General features: G+C 60.0%; 14 protein-coding genes and 1 pseudogene. 14 read left to right on the top strand and 1 reads right to left on the bottom strand.

The window, feature by feature from the left end; all coding sequences use genetic code 11:
* Nucleotides 1-378 precede the first annotated feature (378 nt).
* The 11 genes from RYC17_RS23535 to RYC17_RS23485 all read left to right on the top strand — a co-directional run bounded on the left by RYC17_RS23535 (nt 379) and on the right by RYC17_RS23485 (nt 14,660).
* Nucleotides 379-1,815 carry an undecaprenyl-phosphate glucose phosphotransferase gene (locus RYC17_RS23535; RefSeq protein WP_004665755.1) on the top strand — a complete coding sequence of 479 codons (1,437 nt, stop codon included), beginning with the start codon at nt 379-381 and terminating at the stop codon, nt 1,813-1,815.
* Complete coding sequence (locus RYC17_RS23530) at nt 1,815-3,272, top strand: mannose-1-phosphate guanylyltransferase/mannose-6-phosphate isomerase (protein WP_122281087.1); 1,458 nt, start codon at nt 1,815-1,817, stop codon at nt 3,270-3,272. Before RYC17_RS23535 ends, RYC17_RS23530 begins: the two co-directional genes overlap by 1 nt.
* 131 nt (nt 3,273-3,403) lie before the next feature.
* Nucleotides 3,404-4,183, top strand: coding sequence for a polysaccharide biosynthesis/export family protein (locus RYC17_RS23525; protein ID WP_004656922.1), 780 nt, complete (start codon nt 3,404-3,406; stop codon nt 4,181-4,183).
* Between the two features lie 17 nt (nt 4,184-4,200).
* Nucleotides 4,201-6,192: a lipopolysaccharide biosynthesis protein gene (locus RYC17_RS23520; protein ID WP_316904569.1), complete on the top strand. Its 1,992-nt coding sequence runs from the start codon at nt 4,201-4,203 to the stop codon at nt 6,190-6,192.
* Nucleotides 6,192-7,370 (top strand): glycosyltransferase, encoded by a 1,179-nt coding sequence (locus tag RYC17_RS23515; protein ID WP_058401582.1) that lies wholly within the window; start codon nt 6,192-6,194, stop codon nt 7,368-7,370. Before RYC17_RS23520 ends, RYC17_RS23515 begins: the two co-directional genes overlap by 1 nt.
* A gap of 1 nt (nt 7,371) precedes the next feature.
* Nucleotides 7,372-8,685: a cellulase family glycosylhydrolase gene (locus tag RYC17_RS23510; RefSeq protein ID WP_122258388.1), complete on the top strand. Its 1,314-nt coding sequence runs from the start codon at nt 7,372-7,374 to the stop codon at nt 8,683-8,685.
* Between the two features lie 2 nt (nt 8,686-8,687).
* Nucleotides 8,688-9,905: a glycosyltransferase family 4 protein gene (locus RYC17_RS23505; protein ID WP_058401580.1), complete on the top strand. Its 1,218-nt coding sequence runs from the start codon at nt 8,688-8,690 to the stop codon at nt 9,903-9,905.
* Nucleotides 9,896-10,996 (top strand): glycosyltransferase family 4 protein, encoded by a 1,101-nt coding sequence (locus RYC17_RS23500; RefSeq protein WP_058401579.1) that lies wholly within the window; start codon nt 9,896-9,898, stop codon nt 10,994-10,996. The genes RYC17_RS23505 and RYC17_RS23500 overlap by 10 nt, the downstream gene beginning before the upstream one ends.
* Nucleotides 10,996-12,411 (top strand): O-antigen ligase family protein, encoded by a 1,416-nt coding sequence (locus RYC17_RS23495; protein ID WP_058401578.1) that lies wholly within the window; start codon nt 10,996-10,998, stop codon nt 12,409-12,411. Before RYC17_RS23500 ends, RYC17_RS23495 begins: the two co-directional genes overlap by 1 nt.
* On the top strand, nt 12,408-13,229 hold the full coding sequence (locus tag RYC17_RS23490) for an acyltransferase (protein WP_005732638.1): 822 nt from the start codon (nt 12,408-12,410) through the stop codon (nt 13,227-13,229). The genes RYC17_RS23495 and RYC17_RS23490 overlap by 4 nt, the downstream gene beginning before the upstream one ends.
* Nucleotides 13,230-13,244: 15 nt before the next feature.
* Nucleotides 13,245-14,660, top strand: a complete 1,416-nt coding sequence (locus RYC17_RS23485; RefSeq protein WP_058401577.1) for a lipid II flippase MurJ — start codon at nt 13,245-13,247, stop codon at nt 14,658-14,660.
* Here the strand turns inward: RYC17_RS23485 and RYC17_RS23480 are convergent.
* Nucleotides 14,594-15,547, bottom strand: a complete 954-nt coding sequence (locus tag RYC17_RS23480) for a LysR family transcriptional regulator (RefSeq protein ID WP_016982106.1) — start codon at nt 15,545-15,547, stop codon at nt 14,594-14,596. The two genes, RYC17_RS23485 and RYC17_RS23480, sit on opposite strands and share 67 nt — an antisense overlap.
* Before the next feature lie 128 nt (nt 15,548-15,675).
* On the opposite strand from RYC17_RS23480, the gene RYC17_RS23475 reads away from it, so the two are divergent.
* The 3 genes and pseudogenes from RYC17_RS23475 to RYC17_RS23465 all read left to right on the top strand — a co-directional run bounded on the left by RYC17_RS23475 (nt 15,676) and on the right by RYC17_RS23465 (nt 18,229).
* Nucleotides 15,676-16,836, top strand: a complete 1,161-nt coding sequence (locus RYC17_RS23475; protein WP_058401576.1) for a TDT family transporter — start codon at nt 15,676-15,678, stop codon at nt 16,834-16,836.
* A gap of 65 nt (nt 16,837-16,901) precedes the next feature.
* Nucleotides 16,902-17,819 (top strand): hypothetical protein, encoded by a 918-nt coding sequence (locus RYC17_RS23470; protein WP_058401575.1) that lies wholly within the window; start codon nt 16,902-16,904, stop codon nt 17,817-17,819.
* Nucleotides 17,820-17,902: 83 nt separating this feature from the next.
* A pseudogene (locus RYC17_RS23465) lies at nt 17,903-18,229 on the top strand (hypothetical protein).
* Nucleotides 18,230-18,517: the final 288 nt, after the last annotated feature.

Genomic DNA, 18,517 nt, shown 5'->3' with positions numbered 1-18,517 from the left:
GTCACCAAGAACAGATCAACCCCCGCCAATACTGGGCAAAACCCGGAAGCAGAAGCTCTGGAGCAACGATTGCATCAGAGTTGGCACACTTTTGTACTGACGCTATTTGTTTCATGAGCTTTACTGACAGCAGGACCCTCACTTGAGGGAAGTTTCATCTACAAATGGTTGAAAAGTCTTAAATAAAATTCGGAACAGGACGACATATATAAAGTGATATTCACAAAAGACAGTCCGGATTCGTCATGACCTCGACACGTAACTGGCTACGCTTGGACACTATCTGTGAACAGATGCCTATTTGAAGCTGCAAACGCGTCATCGCAAAACGCCCAGGATCAGCAGGATCCAGACGCATACAGGGAGTAAGGGAGTTCTATGAGGTTGCAGCCGGTCGACAGTCTTTCGCTCACCCGCACCAGTCTGGTCGAATACTTTCTTTTCGGTATTCGGCTGGCCCATGGCATTGCCTGCATTCTGCCCGGCCTTGCAATCATGATGCTTATCAAGCATGACGGCCCGGAAACACAGCAGGGTTATATGACCATGCTGCTGTTTTTCGGCTTTGTCGGCGTGTTGGTGTTTCAGGCCATGGGCGTCTATTCCGAAGCGTTGTTCAGCAACGATCTGCGCATGGGCGCGCTGGCAGTTGCCTGGACCGCAGCCTTCGGGCTATTGCTGTTCATGCAACAGGCAATGGGGCTGTTCGGCTATCTCTCCCCTGAAGAATCGCTGATCTGGTACCTGACCAGCCTGGCGCTGTTCGGCATCATTCGTCTGCTGCTGTTGATGCTGTTCAAGCGTCAGATGCGCAAGGGGGTGTTCCTGCAACATGCCGTGATTCTGGGCGCGACGGAAAATGGCCTGCGCCTGGCCGAGTACCTGCTGGAACATCAGGACATCCGTTCGGGTGTCACCGGTTTTATCGACGACCGGATCGGTCGCATGCCCAAAACCGTGGCCAACCTGCCCCTGCTGGGCAATACCAGCGACCTGGAACGGCTGATTCGCGAAGAGAAAGTGACCCAAGTGCTGGTCGCCCTGCCCTGGACGGCGGAAAACCGCATGGATTACATCATTCGCGAACTGCGCAGGCTACCGGTCAACGTATTGCTGGTGCCGGACATGATTGCCTTCCGGCATACCCACAACCGCATTACCGAAGTGGCCCGGCTGCCGATGTTCAATGCATCGGATCTGCCGCTCAGTGGCTGGTCTCCATTCATCAAGCGCGCCGAAGATATCGTTCTGTCGTCGCTCGCGTTGCTGGTGTTGTCACCGGTAATGCTGCTGGTCGCACTGGCGATCAAGCTCGACTCCCCAGGCCCGGTGTTTTTCCGCCAGAAGCGCTACGGCTACAACAATCGCCTGATCGAAGTATTCAAGTTCCGCTCCATGCATCAGCACCAGGCCGATGCAACAGCCGAGCGCCAGACCACCCGTGGCGATGCCAGAATCACGCGGGTCGGGCGCTTCATTCGCAAGACCAGCCTGGATGAATTGCCACAGCTGTTCAACGTAGCGGCAGGCAGCATGTCAATGGTCGGGCCACGCCCACATGCGACGGCCACCAAGGCTGCAGGGATTTTGTTCGAGCAAGCGGTGAAAGAATACACGTCGCGGCATCGCGTCAAACCGGGGATCACCGGGCTGGCGCAGATTAACGGCTATCGTGGTGAAACCGACACCGTGGAAAAAATCGAAAAACGCGTCGAGTTTGATCTCGAGTACATCGAAAACTGGTCTGTCTGGTTCGACCTGTACATCCTTATGCGCACTGTGCCTGCAGTGCTATTCACTCGCGAGGCTTACTGATGAGCACGCTTATTCCCTGCATCATCGCCGGTGGCTCCGGCACCCGTCTGTGGCCGGTCTCGCGAGAAGCCATGCCCAAGCCGTTCATGCGCCTTCCCGACGGCCAGAGCCTGCTGCAGAAGACCTTCCTGCGTGCGGTCGGCCTGCCCGGAGTCGACCGCCTGCTGACGGTTACCAACCGGGAGGTGTACTTCCGCACAGTGGACGACTACCGCCAGTTGAACAAAGGCAATGCGCGTCTGGATTTCATCCTCGAGCCCTTCGGGCGCAACACCGCAGCCGCGGTCGCCGCCGCTGCGCTGCATGTCAGCCAGCTGTATGGCGATGACGCGCAGTTACTGGTATTGCCTGCCGATCACCTGATTACCAATGTCGAGGAATTCTCCAGAGCAGTGACTGCCGCGCAGAAGCTGGCCTCCGAGGGCTGGCTGGTGACCTTCGGCATCGTCCCGACCGCAGCGGAAACCGGTTTTGGCTACATCGAAAAAGGCCCGGCACTCAGTGCCGACGCCTGTCAGGTCGCCCGTTTTGTCGAAAAACCCAATGCAGTTACCGCCCAGGGCTATGTGGACGGTGGTCTGCATTTCTGGAACGCCGGGATGTTCTGCATGCGTGCCGATGCCGTGCTGCGCGAGCTGCGCACCCACGCGCCTAATGTGCTGAACGCGGTCAGCAACTGCCTGGAATCGAGCCCGCGCAAGGAAGGCAATCGTGAACTGCAGGTCGAACTGGACAGCGAATCGTTTGCTCTGACCCCGGACATTTCCATCGACTACGCACTGATGGAGCGTTCCGAAAAAGTTGCCGTGGTGCCCTGCCAGCTCGGCTGGAGTGATATCGGTTCCTGGCAGGCGGTGCGTGAACTGTCTCCGGTCGATGCTCAAGGCAATTACTGCAATGGCGAAGCTGTGCTGCATGACGTCAGCAATTGCTACATCGACTCGCCCAAACGCCTGGTGGGCGCTATCGGCCTCGACAACCTGATCATCATCGACACCCCCGACGCCTTGCTGATCGCAGACGGACGCCGCAGTCAGGACGTCAAGATCATCGCTCAGGAGCTCAAGCGCCAGGGCCATGACGCCTACCGTCTGCACCGTACCGTCACCCGCCCGTGGGGCACCTACACGGTGCTCGAAGAAGGCAAGCGTTTCAAGATCAAGCGCATTGTCGTTCGCCCGCAAGCGTCACTCTCGTTGCAGATGCACCATCACCGCAGCGAACACTGGATCGTGGTCAGCGGCATGGCAACCGTCACCAATGGCGAGCGTGAATTCATGCTCGATACCAACGAGTCGACGTTCATCAAACCGGGGTTCACGCACCGGCTGGTCAACCCGGGCGTCATCGACCTGGTGATGATCGAGGTGCAGAGCGGTGAATACCTGGGGGAAGACGACATCGTGCGCTTTACCGACATTTACGGACGCGTGCCCGACAAGACGGTGAAGAGCTGATTCACGAGCGGCAGACGCCGCTTGATTCACTCGGTTTTCAATTGATAGCAACCGGAACAGGCAGTACCCGCCAACATGAATTTATTACCCGCAAGGGAGCCGTATTTGTGCTCGACAGGAGTTCAGGACCAATGAAAAGCATGATGCTGATCGCAAGCTTATTGCTGTTGAGTGCATGCAACACCCCGTCCAGGGTGGGCTTGCCGGATGACCGCGCGCAAATTGAAGCCGGTCAGGCGGCAGGTCGCGCACTGGCGGGCAAACCGCTGCCGCCGGAAAGAATCCGTCCTGGCGATACCTTGCGAATCGTGCGCAACAGTGGCGAAGCTCCGTCGATTTCGGCGTTTACCGCCAACTCTATCTACGAGCTGACGCTGTTTCAGGTGCTCAACGACGGCACCTTTTCCTACCCTTACATCGGCACGGTCAAAGCAGCGGGCCTGACACTCCAGCAGTTGAATGACCTGCTGGAAAGCAAGCTGCAGAATGTCTACCGCGAAACGGCACTGACCATCAACATTTCCCAGTCACCGGGCAACACCGTGTTTGTCGGCGGCGCCGTACGTAACTCGGTAACGTTGCCGGTCAACGTTGCTACCAATCTCGATCAGGCGATTGTCGGCGCGGGCGGTGTGGCGCTGGATGCCGATGCCGGTCAGGTCGCGCTGCTGCGTCAGGAAGAAAACGGGCTCTACAAGACCTATTTCTTTGATTACAGCAAGTTTCTCTGGGCGGGCGGTGCGGGTGGCCCTACAGCGCCGGTGCTGCTCAAACGTGGCGACATCGTGTTCGTTCCCAAATCATCGGTCGGCAACAAGGTTGACGGCGTATCCCTGTATTTCAACCAGCTGATTCCCTTCGCGAAGTCGATCGGCCTGGGCATGAACTACGAGCTGCGCAACAACAATTAATTGTCAGGGAAACAGACATGATCAACATCCGCTCATTCCGCGACCTGCTGCGCCTGCTGTTCATTTTCAAGCGCGAAGTCAGGATCACCGTGGTGGCGACCTTCGTCATCATCCTTCTGGGCGCTTTTTTGCTCCCCAACCGCTACGAGTCCACAGCTTTGCTGCTGGTCAAGCCCGGCCGTGACAGCAGCACTGTGCCTATCGAGCTGTCCGACCGTCAGGCTATCGTTATACCGAGCGGCCTGCGTGATCCGCTGCTCGACGAAGAGCGCATGCTCAGCGGGCGGCCGATCATGCGTGCCGTGTCCGAAAAATACCTCGCCGAGCTGTCTATGGTGCCGCCTGAAACCGGCGTTCTGGCGTCGGTGAAAAACGGCCTCAAGGCAGTCGTCGGGGCAGTCGTCAACGGCGTACGCAACGTTCTGCAATTTATCGGTCTGGTGGAGCATCGCTCGCAGGCCGAACGCCTGGCCGAGGATCTGGAGAAAAACTTCAAGGTCAGCCACGAACCGGGCTCGTCGGTGATGGAGCTGAGATTTACCTGGAACGACCCGGACATCGCCCAGACCGTGCTCAGGACCTGGATCACCGAGTACCAGTTGCAACGCACAAAGACACTGGGCCGGGTCAGCCTGTACGCGTTCTATGAATCGGAAGTGAAAACGACCGGCGCGAACATCATCGAGTACAAGAAGCAAATCCAGAATTACCTGAACCAGTTGAGCGCAGTGAGCATTTCCCAGCGCCTGGCGGATACCTCGCAGGGGCTCAACGACCTGCGTACCGAGCGCAACAACACAACCCGTTCCATTGCGTCTACCAAGGCCGGCCTGGACCTGCTGAAAAAGCAGTTGGCAGAGCAGCCCAAGACAGTCTCGGCAGGTCGCGAACTGGCGTTGAACCCCAATCGCCAGGACTTGCAGAACCGCATCAATGGCAAGGAAGTGGAGCGTCAGGAAATGCTCCGCTCGTTCAAGGAAGAGGCGCCGCCAATCCGGGCGATCAATGAGGAGGTCAACAACCTCAAGAAGCTGCTCAAGGAACAGGAAGCCACCGTCCAGCGCTCTGAAAGCATCACTCCCAACCCCATCTACAACCGCATGCAGAACGTGTACGCCGATCAGCAGACCAGCTACGCGCGCCTGCAAACCCAGCTCGTTCAGCAAAATGCGCAGATCGCGCAGCTGGAAAGCGACCGCCAGCAGGCATTGAATCTGGAGCCGGAGCTTTCGCGCCTGCAGAACGAGCTGGATGCGGCCGAGAAGAGCTATGCGCTGTACAAGGACAGCCTGGAAAAATCGCGTATTGACCGTGAGCTGGACAACAGCCAGATCAGCAATATCGCGACCATTGAAGACGCCACCTTCAACCCCAGCCGGGTGTTCCCGAAAAGCCTGCTGATGCTGCTGCTGGCTTTTCCGCTGAGCCTTGTTGTGGGCGCTGTGGCGCTGTACTTCTTCTACCTGCTGGACCAGCGCATCCACGACGGCGACAAGATCGAGAGCAACTTTGGCGTCCCGGTCTGGACCAGTCTGCCCGACCTGGAGCGCGCTCAGGAGCGCAGTGCAGCCTTCACCTCCAATTTGCACCGGGTATACGGTATTTTGCCGCTCGATCAGGTAGATGAGCGCGGCCTGACCATCGGCTTCACCTCAGTCAAGTTCGGCGCAGGCGTGTCGTTCGTGATCGAGCGGCTGAGCACATTGCTGACCGAGCAGGGTCATCGGGTCCGCACCGAAGGCCGCGGCCCGGCCAGTCCTGGTGAAATCGTGCTGATCAACGCCTCGGCACTTTCCGCCAATCAGGATGCCTTTGTGCTGCTGCGCAAGGCTGACCTGATCGTGCTGGTGGTGCGTGCCGAAGACACCACCGTGCCGATGCTTGAGGACACCTTGAATAACCTCAATACCGCATTCAAGAAAGTCGACGGCATCATTATCAACCGCCGTCGTTTCGAGGTGCCGGAGCAGGTATTGAACTTCCTCAAGCGGATCGGGAGCCGAGGCTGATGCGCATTGCCCTGCTAGCGCCGCTGCCACCCGAGCAGAACGGCATCGCCGATTATGCCGGGCACCTGCGGCATGCGCTTGAAGGCATCGGCCTGCAGGTCAGCACACCGCTGCTGGGTGTCGGCAACGATCCACGTGCCGCAGAACAGCGTGTTGCCGAAACCGACTGGAGCGAGATCGATCTGGTCCATGCCGAACTGGGCGGCGGACGGCTGGCGGAGTTTCAGGCCCTGCGAGCCTTGCGTCGACGCTTCCCGAAGCTGCCGTTGACCGCGACAGTGCACGATCCCGAGCGACTGGTGTGGCGGCGCGAGAAACTGCCCTGGCCCTTATCGATTGTCAGCGGCATGCGCTCACCGCTGCCGGAAATGGCGACGGTGCTGGCCGACCCGCTGTGCCTGCGTGAAGAACGGCAATTGGCGCAGCACATGACCCGCCTGGTGACACTGACCCAGGCGGGCAGCCAGAGCCTGCGTCAGCGCATGGGGCTGAAAACCGCACAGATGGCGGTGATCAGTCACGGCAACGTCGCCATCGCTCCCGCCCCGTTGCCACCCTTGAAGCCCTTGCGTCTGCTGTATTTCGGCTTCATTTATCGCGGCAAGGGAATCGAAGACCTGCTTGATGCGCTGGCCAGCGTTTTCACCGCACAGCCTGCGTTGCGGTCGACCGTACGCCTGACCCTGGCAGGCGGCAGCGAGCCGGAAATGGCCTTCGGCCCGTCCGGCAGCTACCTGGAGCAACTGCGCCTGCGCATCCGCCAGCTAGGCCTTGTCGATCTGATCGACTGGCAACTGGACCTGCCTGCCGAGCAGATCCCGCAGGTAATCCAGGCTCATCACGTGATGGTTCTGCCTTATCGCGAATCGAGCAAACTGAAGATTCTCGGCAAGCTGCGCGGCACCAGCGGCGCGTTGTCATGGGCGGTGGCGTGTGGCAGGGGCGTGATTACTTCTGATGCACGCTCGTTTGCCGAAGAAGTCTCGCACGGCAACGGCATGATCTATCCGCAAGGCGATGTGGACGGACTGGCAAAGGCTCTGACGCAAGCTTGCGCGGATCCGGAGCTGGTCAAACAATGGGCCGAAAATGCCTCGCACATGGGCAAGGCCAGAGTCTGGAGCCACACCGCAGAGCGTTTTCGGGATGTATTCCGCCAGGCGTGCGAGGAGAAGTGACATGCAGCGTCCATCCAGATTCCGGCAAATCGTCGCGAGCGCACTGCTCAGCGCAGCAATGTGCGGCGCGGCCCACGCGGCAACGGTCCTCAAGGCACCTCGCGAGGTGGTCTGGGCGGACTTTTTGGGCGTCAATGTGCAGTTTCAGTATTTTGCGCCTGACATCTATCAACAACAGATGAGCCGCCTGGACGAACTGGGCCTCAACTGGGTGCGCCTGACCATTCACTGGCCGGTGATCGAGCCGCAAAAGGATCACTACGCACTGACCGAGCTGGATGCCGCCATGGCTGCAATCAAGGCGCACAACTACAACACGGTGGCTTATCTGGTGGGCTCGGCGCCTTTCGCCAGCAGTGCGTCGGCCGGTGCGAAAAGCCGCGATCAGTATCCGCCCACGGATTTCAACGTATTTGCCGCACGCATGACCGCCCTGGCCCAGCGCTATCCGCAGGTCAACAACTGGCAGGTCTGGAACGAGCCGAACATTGTCTGGCTGCCCAAGGAGGACCCTACCGCCTATGGACGCCTGCTGACCACCACTGCCAACGCGATTCGCGCCGCCCTGCCGGACAAGACCATCGTCACTGCGGGCATGGCCTATTACAGTCAGATGCACAGTACCTCTGGCTACATGCTACAGACGCTGCTCGATAATGGCCTGGGCCAGCAGAATATCGTGGCGGCATACCACCCATATTCCGAGTACCCCGAAGGCGATTCACTACCGGACCGCGATTTTCTGGTGCGCGCCAATGCCATGAACCAGTTGCTGCACAGCAATGGCGTCAAGCAGGTGTGGGCCACTGAATGGGGCTGGTCAAGCTATGCAGGTCCGGTCGAGATGCAACATCTGATTGGCACTTCAGGCCAGGCCGACTATACCCTGCGGCGTCTGGCGCTGATGAGTGCGATGGATTTCCAGCGCATCTTCCTGTTCAATCTCAGCGATCTGGATGAGCGCGCCTCGGCCCGCGATCAGGGTTACGGCCTGCTTGACCTGCAAGCCAGCCCCAAACCGGTCTACACCGCACTGCAGAATTTTCTGAAGATCACCGGCCCGCGACTGCAACCCGCCGAACCGCCGGCAGTGAGCCGTGTACCGGACGATCTGTACGCAGTGCCGTGGACCCGTGAAGATGGCACTCATCTGCTGATGTTCTGGAGTGCGACCGGCACCTCGTTGAACTTCCCGAACATCACCGACGCGGTCGTGCATGACCCACTGAGTGGCAGCCGCACCCCATTGTCCGCCAGCCAGGGCGTCACCCTACTGCTGAAGCCGACTCTGCAAATTCTGGAATGGAAGCCCTGAGTATGCGAATTCTATGGACGCTCCCTTACCTGCCCTGGCCTACCACCAGCGGCGGCAAAACCCGGGAATACCATTTGCTGCGCAATCTGGCAGCGCGCGGCCATCGCATCACCCTGCTGGTGCAGTCCAAGAACGCGCTGGACGATAGCGCTCGTTCGGCACTGGAACCCTGGCTGGAGCGCTTGATCGTGATCGATCGACGCCCGCTGTTAAGCCTGCGCACGTTGCTGGCCGTGGCGTTTGCACCTGCGCCGATGCTCGCCAGCGTCAACGGCTACGCCCCGAAACTGGAAAAAGTCTTCGAGCAATTGCTTGAAGAGGACTGGGACATCATCCAGTTGCAGCACACCTATTTCTTTCAGCCATTCGAACGCCTACTCAAGCGCTCGGGCAAACCGTTCGTGCTGACCGAACATAATGTTGAATCAGACCTTGGCGCCGCCAGTTACGACCGTCTGCCACGCTGGGCCAATGCCTTCGCCGTGTACGACCGCTGGCGCTACCGGCGCTGGGAAACCCGGGTATTTCGCCAGACCGGCGAGTTGATCGCGGTCACCGAAGACGACGCCAAAGTACTTTCGCGTTTGAGCGGCAGGGCCACGTCCTATGTCGTCAACAGTGTCGACTGCGCTTACTACGCCAGCGTTCATGCGGACCGTAACAGCCATCGCCTGCTGTTCATCGGCAACTACGAATACGGCCCCAATATAGATGCCATCGAGTGGGCACTGGACGAAATCATGCCACTGGTCTGGGCTCAGGCACCCGATGTGCGTTTTGCCATCGGCGGCTTCGGTTTGCCTGAAGCCTGGCGTGAACGCTGGCCTGACCCGCGTATCGAATGGCTGGGTTTCGTACCTGACCTGCGCGTCTTGCAGGCCAGTGCCTCAATGTTCTTCGCGCCCCTGCGCCAGGGCGGCGGCTCCAAGCTCAAGACGCTGGAAGCCATGGCCGCCGGCCTGCCGGTGGTCACCACCGCGCAAGGCGTTTCCGGGTTGTCGGTCACTAATGGCGAACATTACCTGGGCAGCGAAGACGCGTCCGGGCTGGCAACGCTGATCGTTGAATACACCGATAAACCATTACGGCTCGACCAGATTGGCGAAGCCGGCCGCGTTTATGTGCGTGCCCGGCACGACTGGTCCGTTTCGGCCGCCCAGCTGGAAGTGATCTACACCCGCTTTTCGCTCCCCAAGCAAGGATCGCGCTCATGCGTATAGGACTCGACTACCGCGCGGCAGCCGGTTACCCCATCAGCGGCATCGGTCGCCAGAATTTCGCGCTGGAACAGGCGTTTCGTGAGCATCCGGACGTGCAATTGCAGCTGTTCGGCGTAGCACCCTACGATCATCCGGTACGCCGCTTGATGCACACCCCACGCTGGGCCGCACCGCTGGACTCGGTGCATCGCCTGCCGGATCGCTTGCGCTTCGAAGGCATTTTCCTGCCGGGTGCCCTGCGTGATGCCGGGGTGCAGATCTACTTCGCCAACATCAACATGGGCCTGCCGCTGGGGCGCAAACCGGCTGACATGCGCTACGTGTTACAACTGCACGATCTGTTTCAGATCACTGAACACAACAGCCACGGCTCGCGACTGAAAGCCAGGATCTACCGGCTGACCGACTACCTGTCGATTGCCTGGTCGCTGAAAGTGGCCGACCAGATCTGGGTGCCGTCGCAATTCACTGCCAACGAAGTCGCGCGCCTGTTTCCCAGGGTCAAAGGCAAGCTGCGCGTGGTGCCGTTGCTGGTAGAAGGTTTCAAGGGTGAACCTGCTGATATCAGCCAACTGCGACTGCCCCTGCGTTACTGGCTGTGCGTGGGCACACGCGAACCGCGCAAGAACATCAAGTGGTTCGTGGATGCCTGGCAGACCGCACGCATGCAATTTGTCGACACCCCGGAACTGGTACTGGTCGGTGGCGACGATCCGCTGACCGAAGCCCAGCGCCAGTTACCGGGCCTGCACGTGCTCAGCGGCCTCAGCGATGCCGAACTGCATGCTGTCTACCAAAATGCCGAGCGACTCTGGCAGCCGTCCAGAAGCGAAGGCTTCGGGCTACCGGTGATCGAAGCACTGAACACAGGCACGCCGGTTGCCGTGGCCACAGGCTCTTCGCTGGATGAAATCGCCCCACCCGACAGCCCGCGCTTTTCACCTGTCGACAGTGGCAACCTGATCAGGCTGATGGGCACGTTGTCGCATGCGCCCGAAGAAGATCCCGCAGTTGCCAGGGAATGGACAGAGCGCTATCAGTTGAAAGCCTTTTGCGAACGCGTACACGCGACGCTGGAGGAATTGCGCTGATGCCACTGGCCTTACCCCTGGGGCTGATGTTCAGCCTGATATTCGGTGTGATGATCTGCATGCTGCCTGCACAATTCGTCGTGGCGGCAGCAATCGGTCTGGCGGCGGCGGCCACCATCATTCGCCGCCCGGTACGCGGGCTCGTGCTGTTCTGCCTGATCGGGACCTTCCTGCCCTACTCTACAATTCAGATTGGCGTTCGTACTACGGTGTCCGAAGCGCTGATCATGCTGACCTGGGCCAGCTACCTGCTGCACGCAGTCTTTCAGGAACGCAACACGGTGCCCAAAATGCTGAGCACCGAAAAACTGCTGGTGGCATTGATGCTGTTCAGTGCGTTCCCGTTTCTGGTCGGCCAGTTGACCGTGGTCGCCGACGGCAACGGCCCGATCAACTGGGTTCGCTGGCTGTTCAACCTGTCTATCCTGTTTCTGGTACCGCGCTTGCTGACCGACCTCAAGACCCTGGAAAAGGCGGTCATGGCGCTGCTCGGCGGGACTTTGCTGCTGTTATTGCTATCGATCACGGTGTATGTGACCAAAGGCTCGGCAACTGCCATCATCCCGATCCTCGGTAGCCTGGGCTACAGCGGTGCAGACATCTTGAGCGAGAGCCTGCTTTCGCTTGCCAGCCGCATGGGCTCGCCGTGGATGCACCCCAACGTGGCGGGCGGTGCTCTGGCCATGTTGCTGCCGCTGGCGTTCTGCTTCGGCATGACGCGCACCGGCTCGGCGCGCAGGCTGGGCCTTACGGTGGCGGCACTGGGTGCCATCGGTCTGTTGCTGACCGGCTCACGCGGCGCGCTGCTGAGCCTGATCGCCGTGATGCTGTTGATGGCCAGGCGACGCATTCCGCATCTGGGACGGCTGTTGATGGGCGGGCTGGTCGCCGGTATTTTCCTGCTGGCGTTCTACCCGCCGCTGCAGGACCGACTGATGGGGTTGTTCACCTCCGACGACGCCAGTACCGCGATTCGCTTCCTGGAATACAGTAATTTTCCCGACGCAGTCGCCACCTTCCCGTTCGGTATCGGCTTCAAGGTCGACCCACCGGTACTGGGCTATACAAAGTTCGGCATTTCCAACCTGTGGCTGAACTTCATCTACAAGATCGGCCTGCCAGGCATGTTGCTGTTTATCGCCGTGACCATCAGTTGGTGGAAAGAAGTTCGCCCAGGCAGCGACCGGGTAGTGCTGACTCGGGAAAACGCCATTGCGCTGGGCTGCACCACGGGTGTTCTATCCGCACTGTTCAGCGGCCTGTTTGACCACTACTTCAGTTTCACCAGCGTGCTGGTTGCCTTGTTCTGGCTATTTGTCGGCATCAGCCTGCACGAAACCAGACGCCTGCGTGCCAGGGCCGAAACGACTCCTCAACACCCTGACGCCTCACCCGAGCCGGGAGCCTCCTCATGAAACACCGCATGATGCATTCTCATAATCTCAGAGAGGCACTGCCCGACTACGCGCGCAAGATGGCGGTGCCGCTCGAAGAGCTGGAAGCCGCCTACCAGTGGATGCTGGACAACGAAGTGTGCTTCGAAACACGTATCAAGGATCGAACCCTGTCGTTCATCTGCTACTTGAATATCGAACCAAGAATCGAAAACCCGCTGGCGCGGCGCTTCTACAAACTGCTGTCCAGCGAAACCCTGGGTGCGCTGATTCCTTTGTACGGAATCAACTGGCCGACCCTGCGTGACCGCATGTTGCGGACCTGGGAACAGGCTTACAACATCCTGATCTGCAAGATCCCCAGCCATACCTTGCGTCTGCTGTGGTTACGCATCGGCGGTGCGAAAATCGGCAAGGGTTCGACTGTGTGGCGCAATACCGAGGTGCTGGGTGTCGACAGCCTGCGCATCGGCAACGACACCACCGTGGGCTGGCATTGCCAGCTTGACGCCCGTGGCGGGCTGGTGATTGGCGATCACGTCACCATCGCTTCACACGTACTGATTATCGCGGGTGGGCACGACCTCGCCGAGCCCGAGTTCTGGGCGGTCGGCGGACCGGTGTTTATCGGTGACTACGCATGGATCTGCAGCCGCGCGTTGCTCTCGTTCGGTGCAGACATCGGCGAAGGCGCGGTAGTGGGCGGCAACAGCGTGGTGTCCAAACCTGTCGCGCCCTATGCGATCGTCAGCGGGCCGAATGCCGAGGTCAAGGGTGAACGCGCCCGCGGCCTCAACTACAAGGTGGGCGGCAAAGGCCTGTTCACCCTGTTTCACTGATCGGCAGGGCGCGCGATGCTGGGCTCGACACTTTGGCTGACACTGGCCACCCTCACCGGCCTGGCAGCCGGTTTTGCCCGTGAATGGCTGTTGGTAGCAGCCTGGGGTGCCGGCAGTCAGAGCGATGCCTTTCTGGTCTCGATGTTTTTGCCCGAAGCGCTGCGCATGTCACTGGCCGCGGGGCTGCTCAGCGCTGCCGCCCTGCCCCTTTATCAGCAACGTCCGGCTGACCGGCAACAACGCTGGCTGGGCGGCATGGCACCGCGTTTGTTATTGACCGGGGTGGCATTGAGCGCAGTGCTGGCGATCGGTGCCGGGTTTCTGGTGCGTCTTATCGGTCCGGGGCTGGACGCCGACGGCTATGCACAGGCAGCCAGCGGCCTGCGCTGGCTGGCCTGGTGCGCACCCGGCTTCATGCTTCACGCGCTGTTCTGCGTACCTTTGCAGGCCCGTTCGCGCTTCGTACTGGCCGGGCTCGGCTCGCTGCTGTTCAACCTGCCGCCGGTCATCTACCTCGCCACGTTCAGCCACGCCGCAACGTCGACCGGGCTGGCCAGCGCGTGCGTACTGGGCAGCGTGCTGATGCCGGGCGTGTTGTTGCCTGCCTTGTATCGTTCGGGATGGCGACCCTGGCAGTGGCAATCGGAAGCCGGTGCCATGCGCGAACTGCTGCAACGCATCGGTCCACTGCTGAGCAGCAACCTGGCCAGCCAGGGCCTTGCCTTGCTCGAGCGAATGGTCGCGTCGTTGCTCGGTGAAGGCGCGGTAACCTGGGTCAATCTGGCGCGTAAACTGATCAACCTGCCGCTTATTGCATTGATGAGCCTGAACCAGGTACTGCTCGGGCTGATGAGCGGCAGCGCGGGCGAGCAGCGTTTGTCGCTACTCAGACGCGGGCTGGGCAGCGCCACATTACTGACCCTGCCGGCCGTAGCCGGGCTGATCGGTGCGGCCGGTGCGCTGGTGACCCTGTTGCTGCCCAATCAGAGCCATGAGGGTCCGCTACCGGAGCTGCTGGCCTGGTTTGCCGTGCCGCTGATGTTTGGTGCCTGGAACGCCTTGCTGGCGCGCTACGCCTACGCCGCCGGTGACACTCGCCTGCCGCTCAACTGCGAGTTGATCGGCAGTCTGTGTAACGCGCTGCTGCTGGCGACGCTGCCCTTTGTCTTCGGACTGACCGGTATCGCCATCGCGGCGCTGGGCGGCGCGCTGGTCACAGGCGTGCTGCTGATGCGCCGTCAGGCGTTGCTCGGCGTTTTGCCGTGGCGCAGTCACTGGCTGCTGGCCAGCCTGCTGATGATCTTCGCCGCCCTGCTCCTGCACCCGCTTCACGACACCTGGCTGCAATTGGGCCTGAGCTGTGTTTACGGCGCTTTGCTGCTGCTCGGGCTGGCGTTGTGGCTCAAACCATGGCGCAACGTGCCTGCCTGATCGGCAGACTGCCGACAGGCCTCCCTGAACCGCTCCAGGCTCGGTGAGACGAACTTGTCGCGGTGAGTGATCATGAAGAACCGACGATTGAGCGGCGGCAGCGGGCTGGCGAGTGTGCGCAACTGCCCGCTCAGCAGCAGATCGGCGACGATACGCCGGGACAGACAACTGATGCCAATGCCTTGAGCAAGGGTGCGCATTATCGCTTCCGAACTGCCTACCTGGCGCATGTCCTGCAGATCGTGCAAATGCCTGAGCAACAAGTGCTCGACCTCCTCCCGGGTCCCCGAACCCTGCTCACGCAACAGCCATTCAGCGTTTTGCAGCTCCCCCAGTGAAACCTGCTGTTGCCGGGCCAACGGATGAGCGCTGCCGGCAACAATGACCATTTCATCGACCAGCCACGGCTCAGCGATCAGCTCTGGCAGATGGCACGGTGCCTCGATGAGGCCCATATCGATTTCAAACTGCGCGACCTTGCGAGCAATCAGTGTGCTGTTGCCGATGTCCACATCGACTCGCAGCAGAGGCGTCGAACTGCGCAGTGCGCCGACTATCTGCGGCACGACGTAATTGCCAATGGTGCTGCTACTGCCGATTCGCAGGCGAGCATTCAAGGTCGCGCCCGGCAATAGAAAGCTGTCTTCGATCTGCTGGGCGTTTTCCAGCATCTTCATGGCACGTGGCAGCAATGTCTGGCCGTTATCGTTGAGGACCAGCCGCTTGCCCACCCGGTCGAACAGCCGGGTGCCCAGCGCACTTTCCAGCTCGTTCAATGCCGCACTGGTAGCCGACTGGGACAAAGACAAGGCATGACCCGCGCTGGTGGTACTGCCACAGCGGGTGATTGCGCAAAAAATCTGTAATTGACGCAGGTTGAGTCTCAAGACTGAACTCCGTAGCCGGGCAAACCTACCTGAAAATCAGGTAACAAGAAGATAGATTACCCGTTTATAAGATTTTCTGTGACTGCGTAGACTGAAACCTGTTCCCCATTCAGCAGCAGGATACGGCCATGAGCAGGTTCGCTATTATCAACAAGGGCAACGCGCCTCTCGCAGCGCTGACGAGCCCGCTGGAGGCCGTTCGACAGTTCACCCCCAACTGGTTCGCAGTGACCATGGGCACCGGAATTTTGTCACTGGCGCTGGCGCAACTGCCGGGGGACATTGCTGCATTGCGCCCGCTGGGTGAAGCGTTATGGTTCCTGAACATAGGCCTGTTCGCCCTCTTCAGCGTCATGTATGCCAGCCGCTGGCTGCTGTTTTTCGACGAGGCGCGTCAGGTGTTCGGGCACTCCACCGTATCGATGTTCTTCGGCACCATTCCCATGGGGCTGGCAACTGTCATCAGCGGCCTGCTGGTGTATGGTCCGGCGCGCTGGGGTACTGCCATCGTGCCGCTGGCCGAAGCATTGTGGTGGCTGGATGTAGCAATGGCCCTGGCGTGTGGCGTGCTGATTCCGTTCATGATGTTTACCCGTCAGGAACACAGTATCGAGAAGATGACCGCTGTCTGGCTGTTGCCCGTGGTGGCAGCAGAAGTTGCAGCAGCCTGCGGCGGACTGCTGACCCCGCACCTCGCAGCCGCTGATTCGCAGTTCACCGTGCTGATCACCAGCTACGTGTTGTGGGCCTACTCGGTACCGGTGGCATTGAGCATTCTGGTGATTCTGCTGTTGCGTCTGGCATTGCACAAACTGCCTCATGAAAGCATGGCGGCGTCGAGCTGGCTGGCACTCGGCCCTATCGGCACAGGCGCATTGGGCATGCTGGTGATGGGCAACGAGGCCCCGGCCATCTTTGCCGCCCACGGCCTGGCGTCGCTCGGCACGGTGGTGGCTGGAATCGGTGTGATGGTCGGTACGCTGTTCTGGGGGCTGGGGCTGTGGTGGATGGCGCTGGCGGTATTGATCACCGCGCGTTACTTCAAGCAGGGTATCGAATTCAATCTGGGCTGGTGGGCATTTACCTTCCCGCTCGGCGTGTATGCGCTGGCGACGCTCAAACTCGGCGCTACCCTGCACCTGAGCTTTTTCGACGTGTTTGGTACCGGGCTCGTCGCGCTGCTGGCACTGATGTGGTCGGTGGTGTCGGCACGTACTCTGGCAGGCGCCTACCGGGGGCATCTGTTCGTCTCGCCGTGCATCGCTTCGAGCCAATGTGTCCGCCGGTAATTTGCCTTGAACTAACCTCGCGGACGAAGCGCCTGAGAGAAACATCTTCAGGACAGAGAGCACTCATGCATACCTCAGAATTTTCCGGTAACTACGGCGCTCGCGATGAAAACATCGTTATAAATTCGTATACCACGGTGTTGCGCAGGAACGGCGTTCCCCATGACCTGTTCGCCACCTACTGGCGCGATGTTCACGGCCCTCTGTGCGCGAGGCTTGAGGGCCTTGGCTGGTATGTGCAGCATCACTTGACGCGTGAAAAGGATGGTCATTTGTGGCCGCTGATCGAAGGCGTCACGCCACTGCCGGGCTACGTGCTGGATGGCGGTGTGGAGATCGGCTTTCTATCCGCCGAAAGTCAGCAACAATTCAAGGATGCCAGCGCTCTGCTGTTCTCCGACGAGCAGAACATGTTTGAGCAAACCATTGCTTACGACGTGCCGGATGGCTCCAGCACACTGGTGGACCGACTGCCCGATCCGATCCCCAATGAAACAGCCACGCTGGACAAAATGCACCTGCATTTCCATCTCGCCAGCGATGACCTGCCCGCCGCCCGCAAGGCCATTGAAAAGCTCGCCAGTGAAATGGCCGCTGCCGATGCCGTACTCAAACTGCGCCTGCACCTCGCGCAGCCCTACGACAACGCCCAGCCGGCACCGCCTGCGCCTGATGTTGATCACAAGGTCGAGGAATCACGCCTGAACATCATCATGATGGAACTGGTGTTCGAATCGGCCTGGGCCCGTCGAACCTATTACGCCAGCGAGCACTTCAAGGCCATCACTCAAGGCATCAGCGAGCACGTGCGTTACATCACTCCGTTTGGCGTCAGCGGTGTCTATACCTACGTGCGCGACGCAGTCATGACCACCGCAGGCATACGTGGCAGCAGGCAGGCCGAGTTGATCCGTCAGTTGGGCGCCATCAATCAGACCCGGCCCGAGATCGAAAGCCTGTTCGGCGCGGCGTCGACATCTTGAAAGACCGTTGAGCTGACCGTTATCTCATCCTGCATGATTCAGGAATCGTGCTTTACTCAGCAAAATGGAATTGGGTGAAGCCTGTGAAAGCTCTGACGACTCGTGAGGTGTATCAGCAAATGCGGGATGCTGCGATGGGCACACGGTCGCTGAAGCTTGTCGGTGCACCCTCCGGCTCCGGGCTGCAACAGGTCGACATCGATGGCTGGCTGCTGACGCTGGAAATAACCGATGGCAGCCCGACTCGCTGTCGTGCATGTTGCTGCCCGCTAGGTCGGGAAGGCTCGTTCGAAAGCTGGCTGCGTACCGACCCGGTCAGTTTGCTCAGTGGCTGGGAGCATGCGTAGATCGAGCGGTTGTTGGGTGAGGCGGCCGATCAGGTTCGGGCTCAGTCACCTGAGTCTCAATGACCGTTCCTGCAACGCCCCCGGTATTAATGGCTGGGTACCGCAGGTTCGAAAACGGGCGTCGGTCAATACAGCGTTGCGGGCCCATGCGCACTTGGGTCACTACACGTTTGGCAGAGGCACCTCTCGTTCCTCACGCTCCGCGTGGGAATGCAGTTCGTGACGCTCTGCGTCACACGGCGGTTCTGCGGCTTGAGGTGGATTGAGGTTCGACTCAGGTCACCTTTTCGCCCCTCGGCGACCTACTTTGATGGGGCCAAAGTAGGCAAATCCCCTCGCTCCTGTTTCCGG

The sequence above is a fragment of the Pseudomonas syringae group sp. J248-6 genome, assembly GCF_032586995.1.
Classification (GTDB): Bacteria; Pseudomonadota; Gammaproteobacteria; order Pseudomonadales; family Pseudomonadaceae; genus Aquipseudomonas; species Aquipseudomonas amygdali.
Note: the sequence above shows the minus strand (reverse complement) of the source record. Positions and strands in the feature narration are given on the sequence as shown.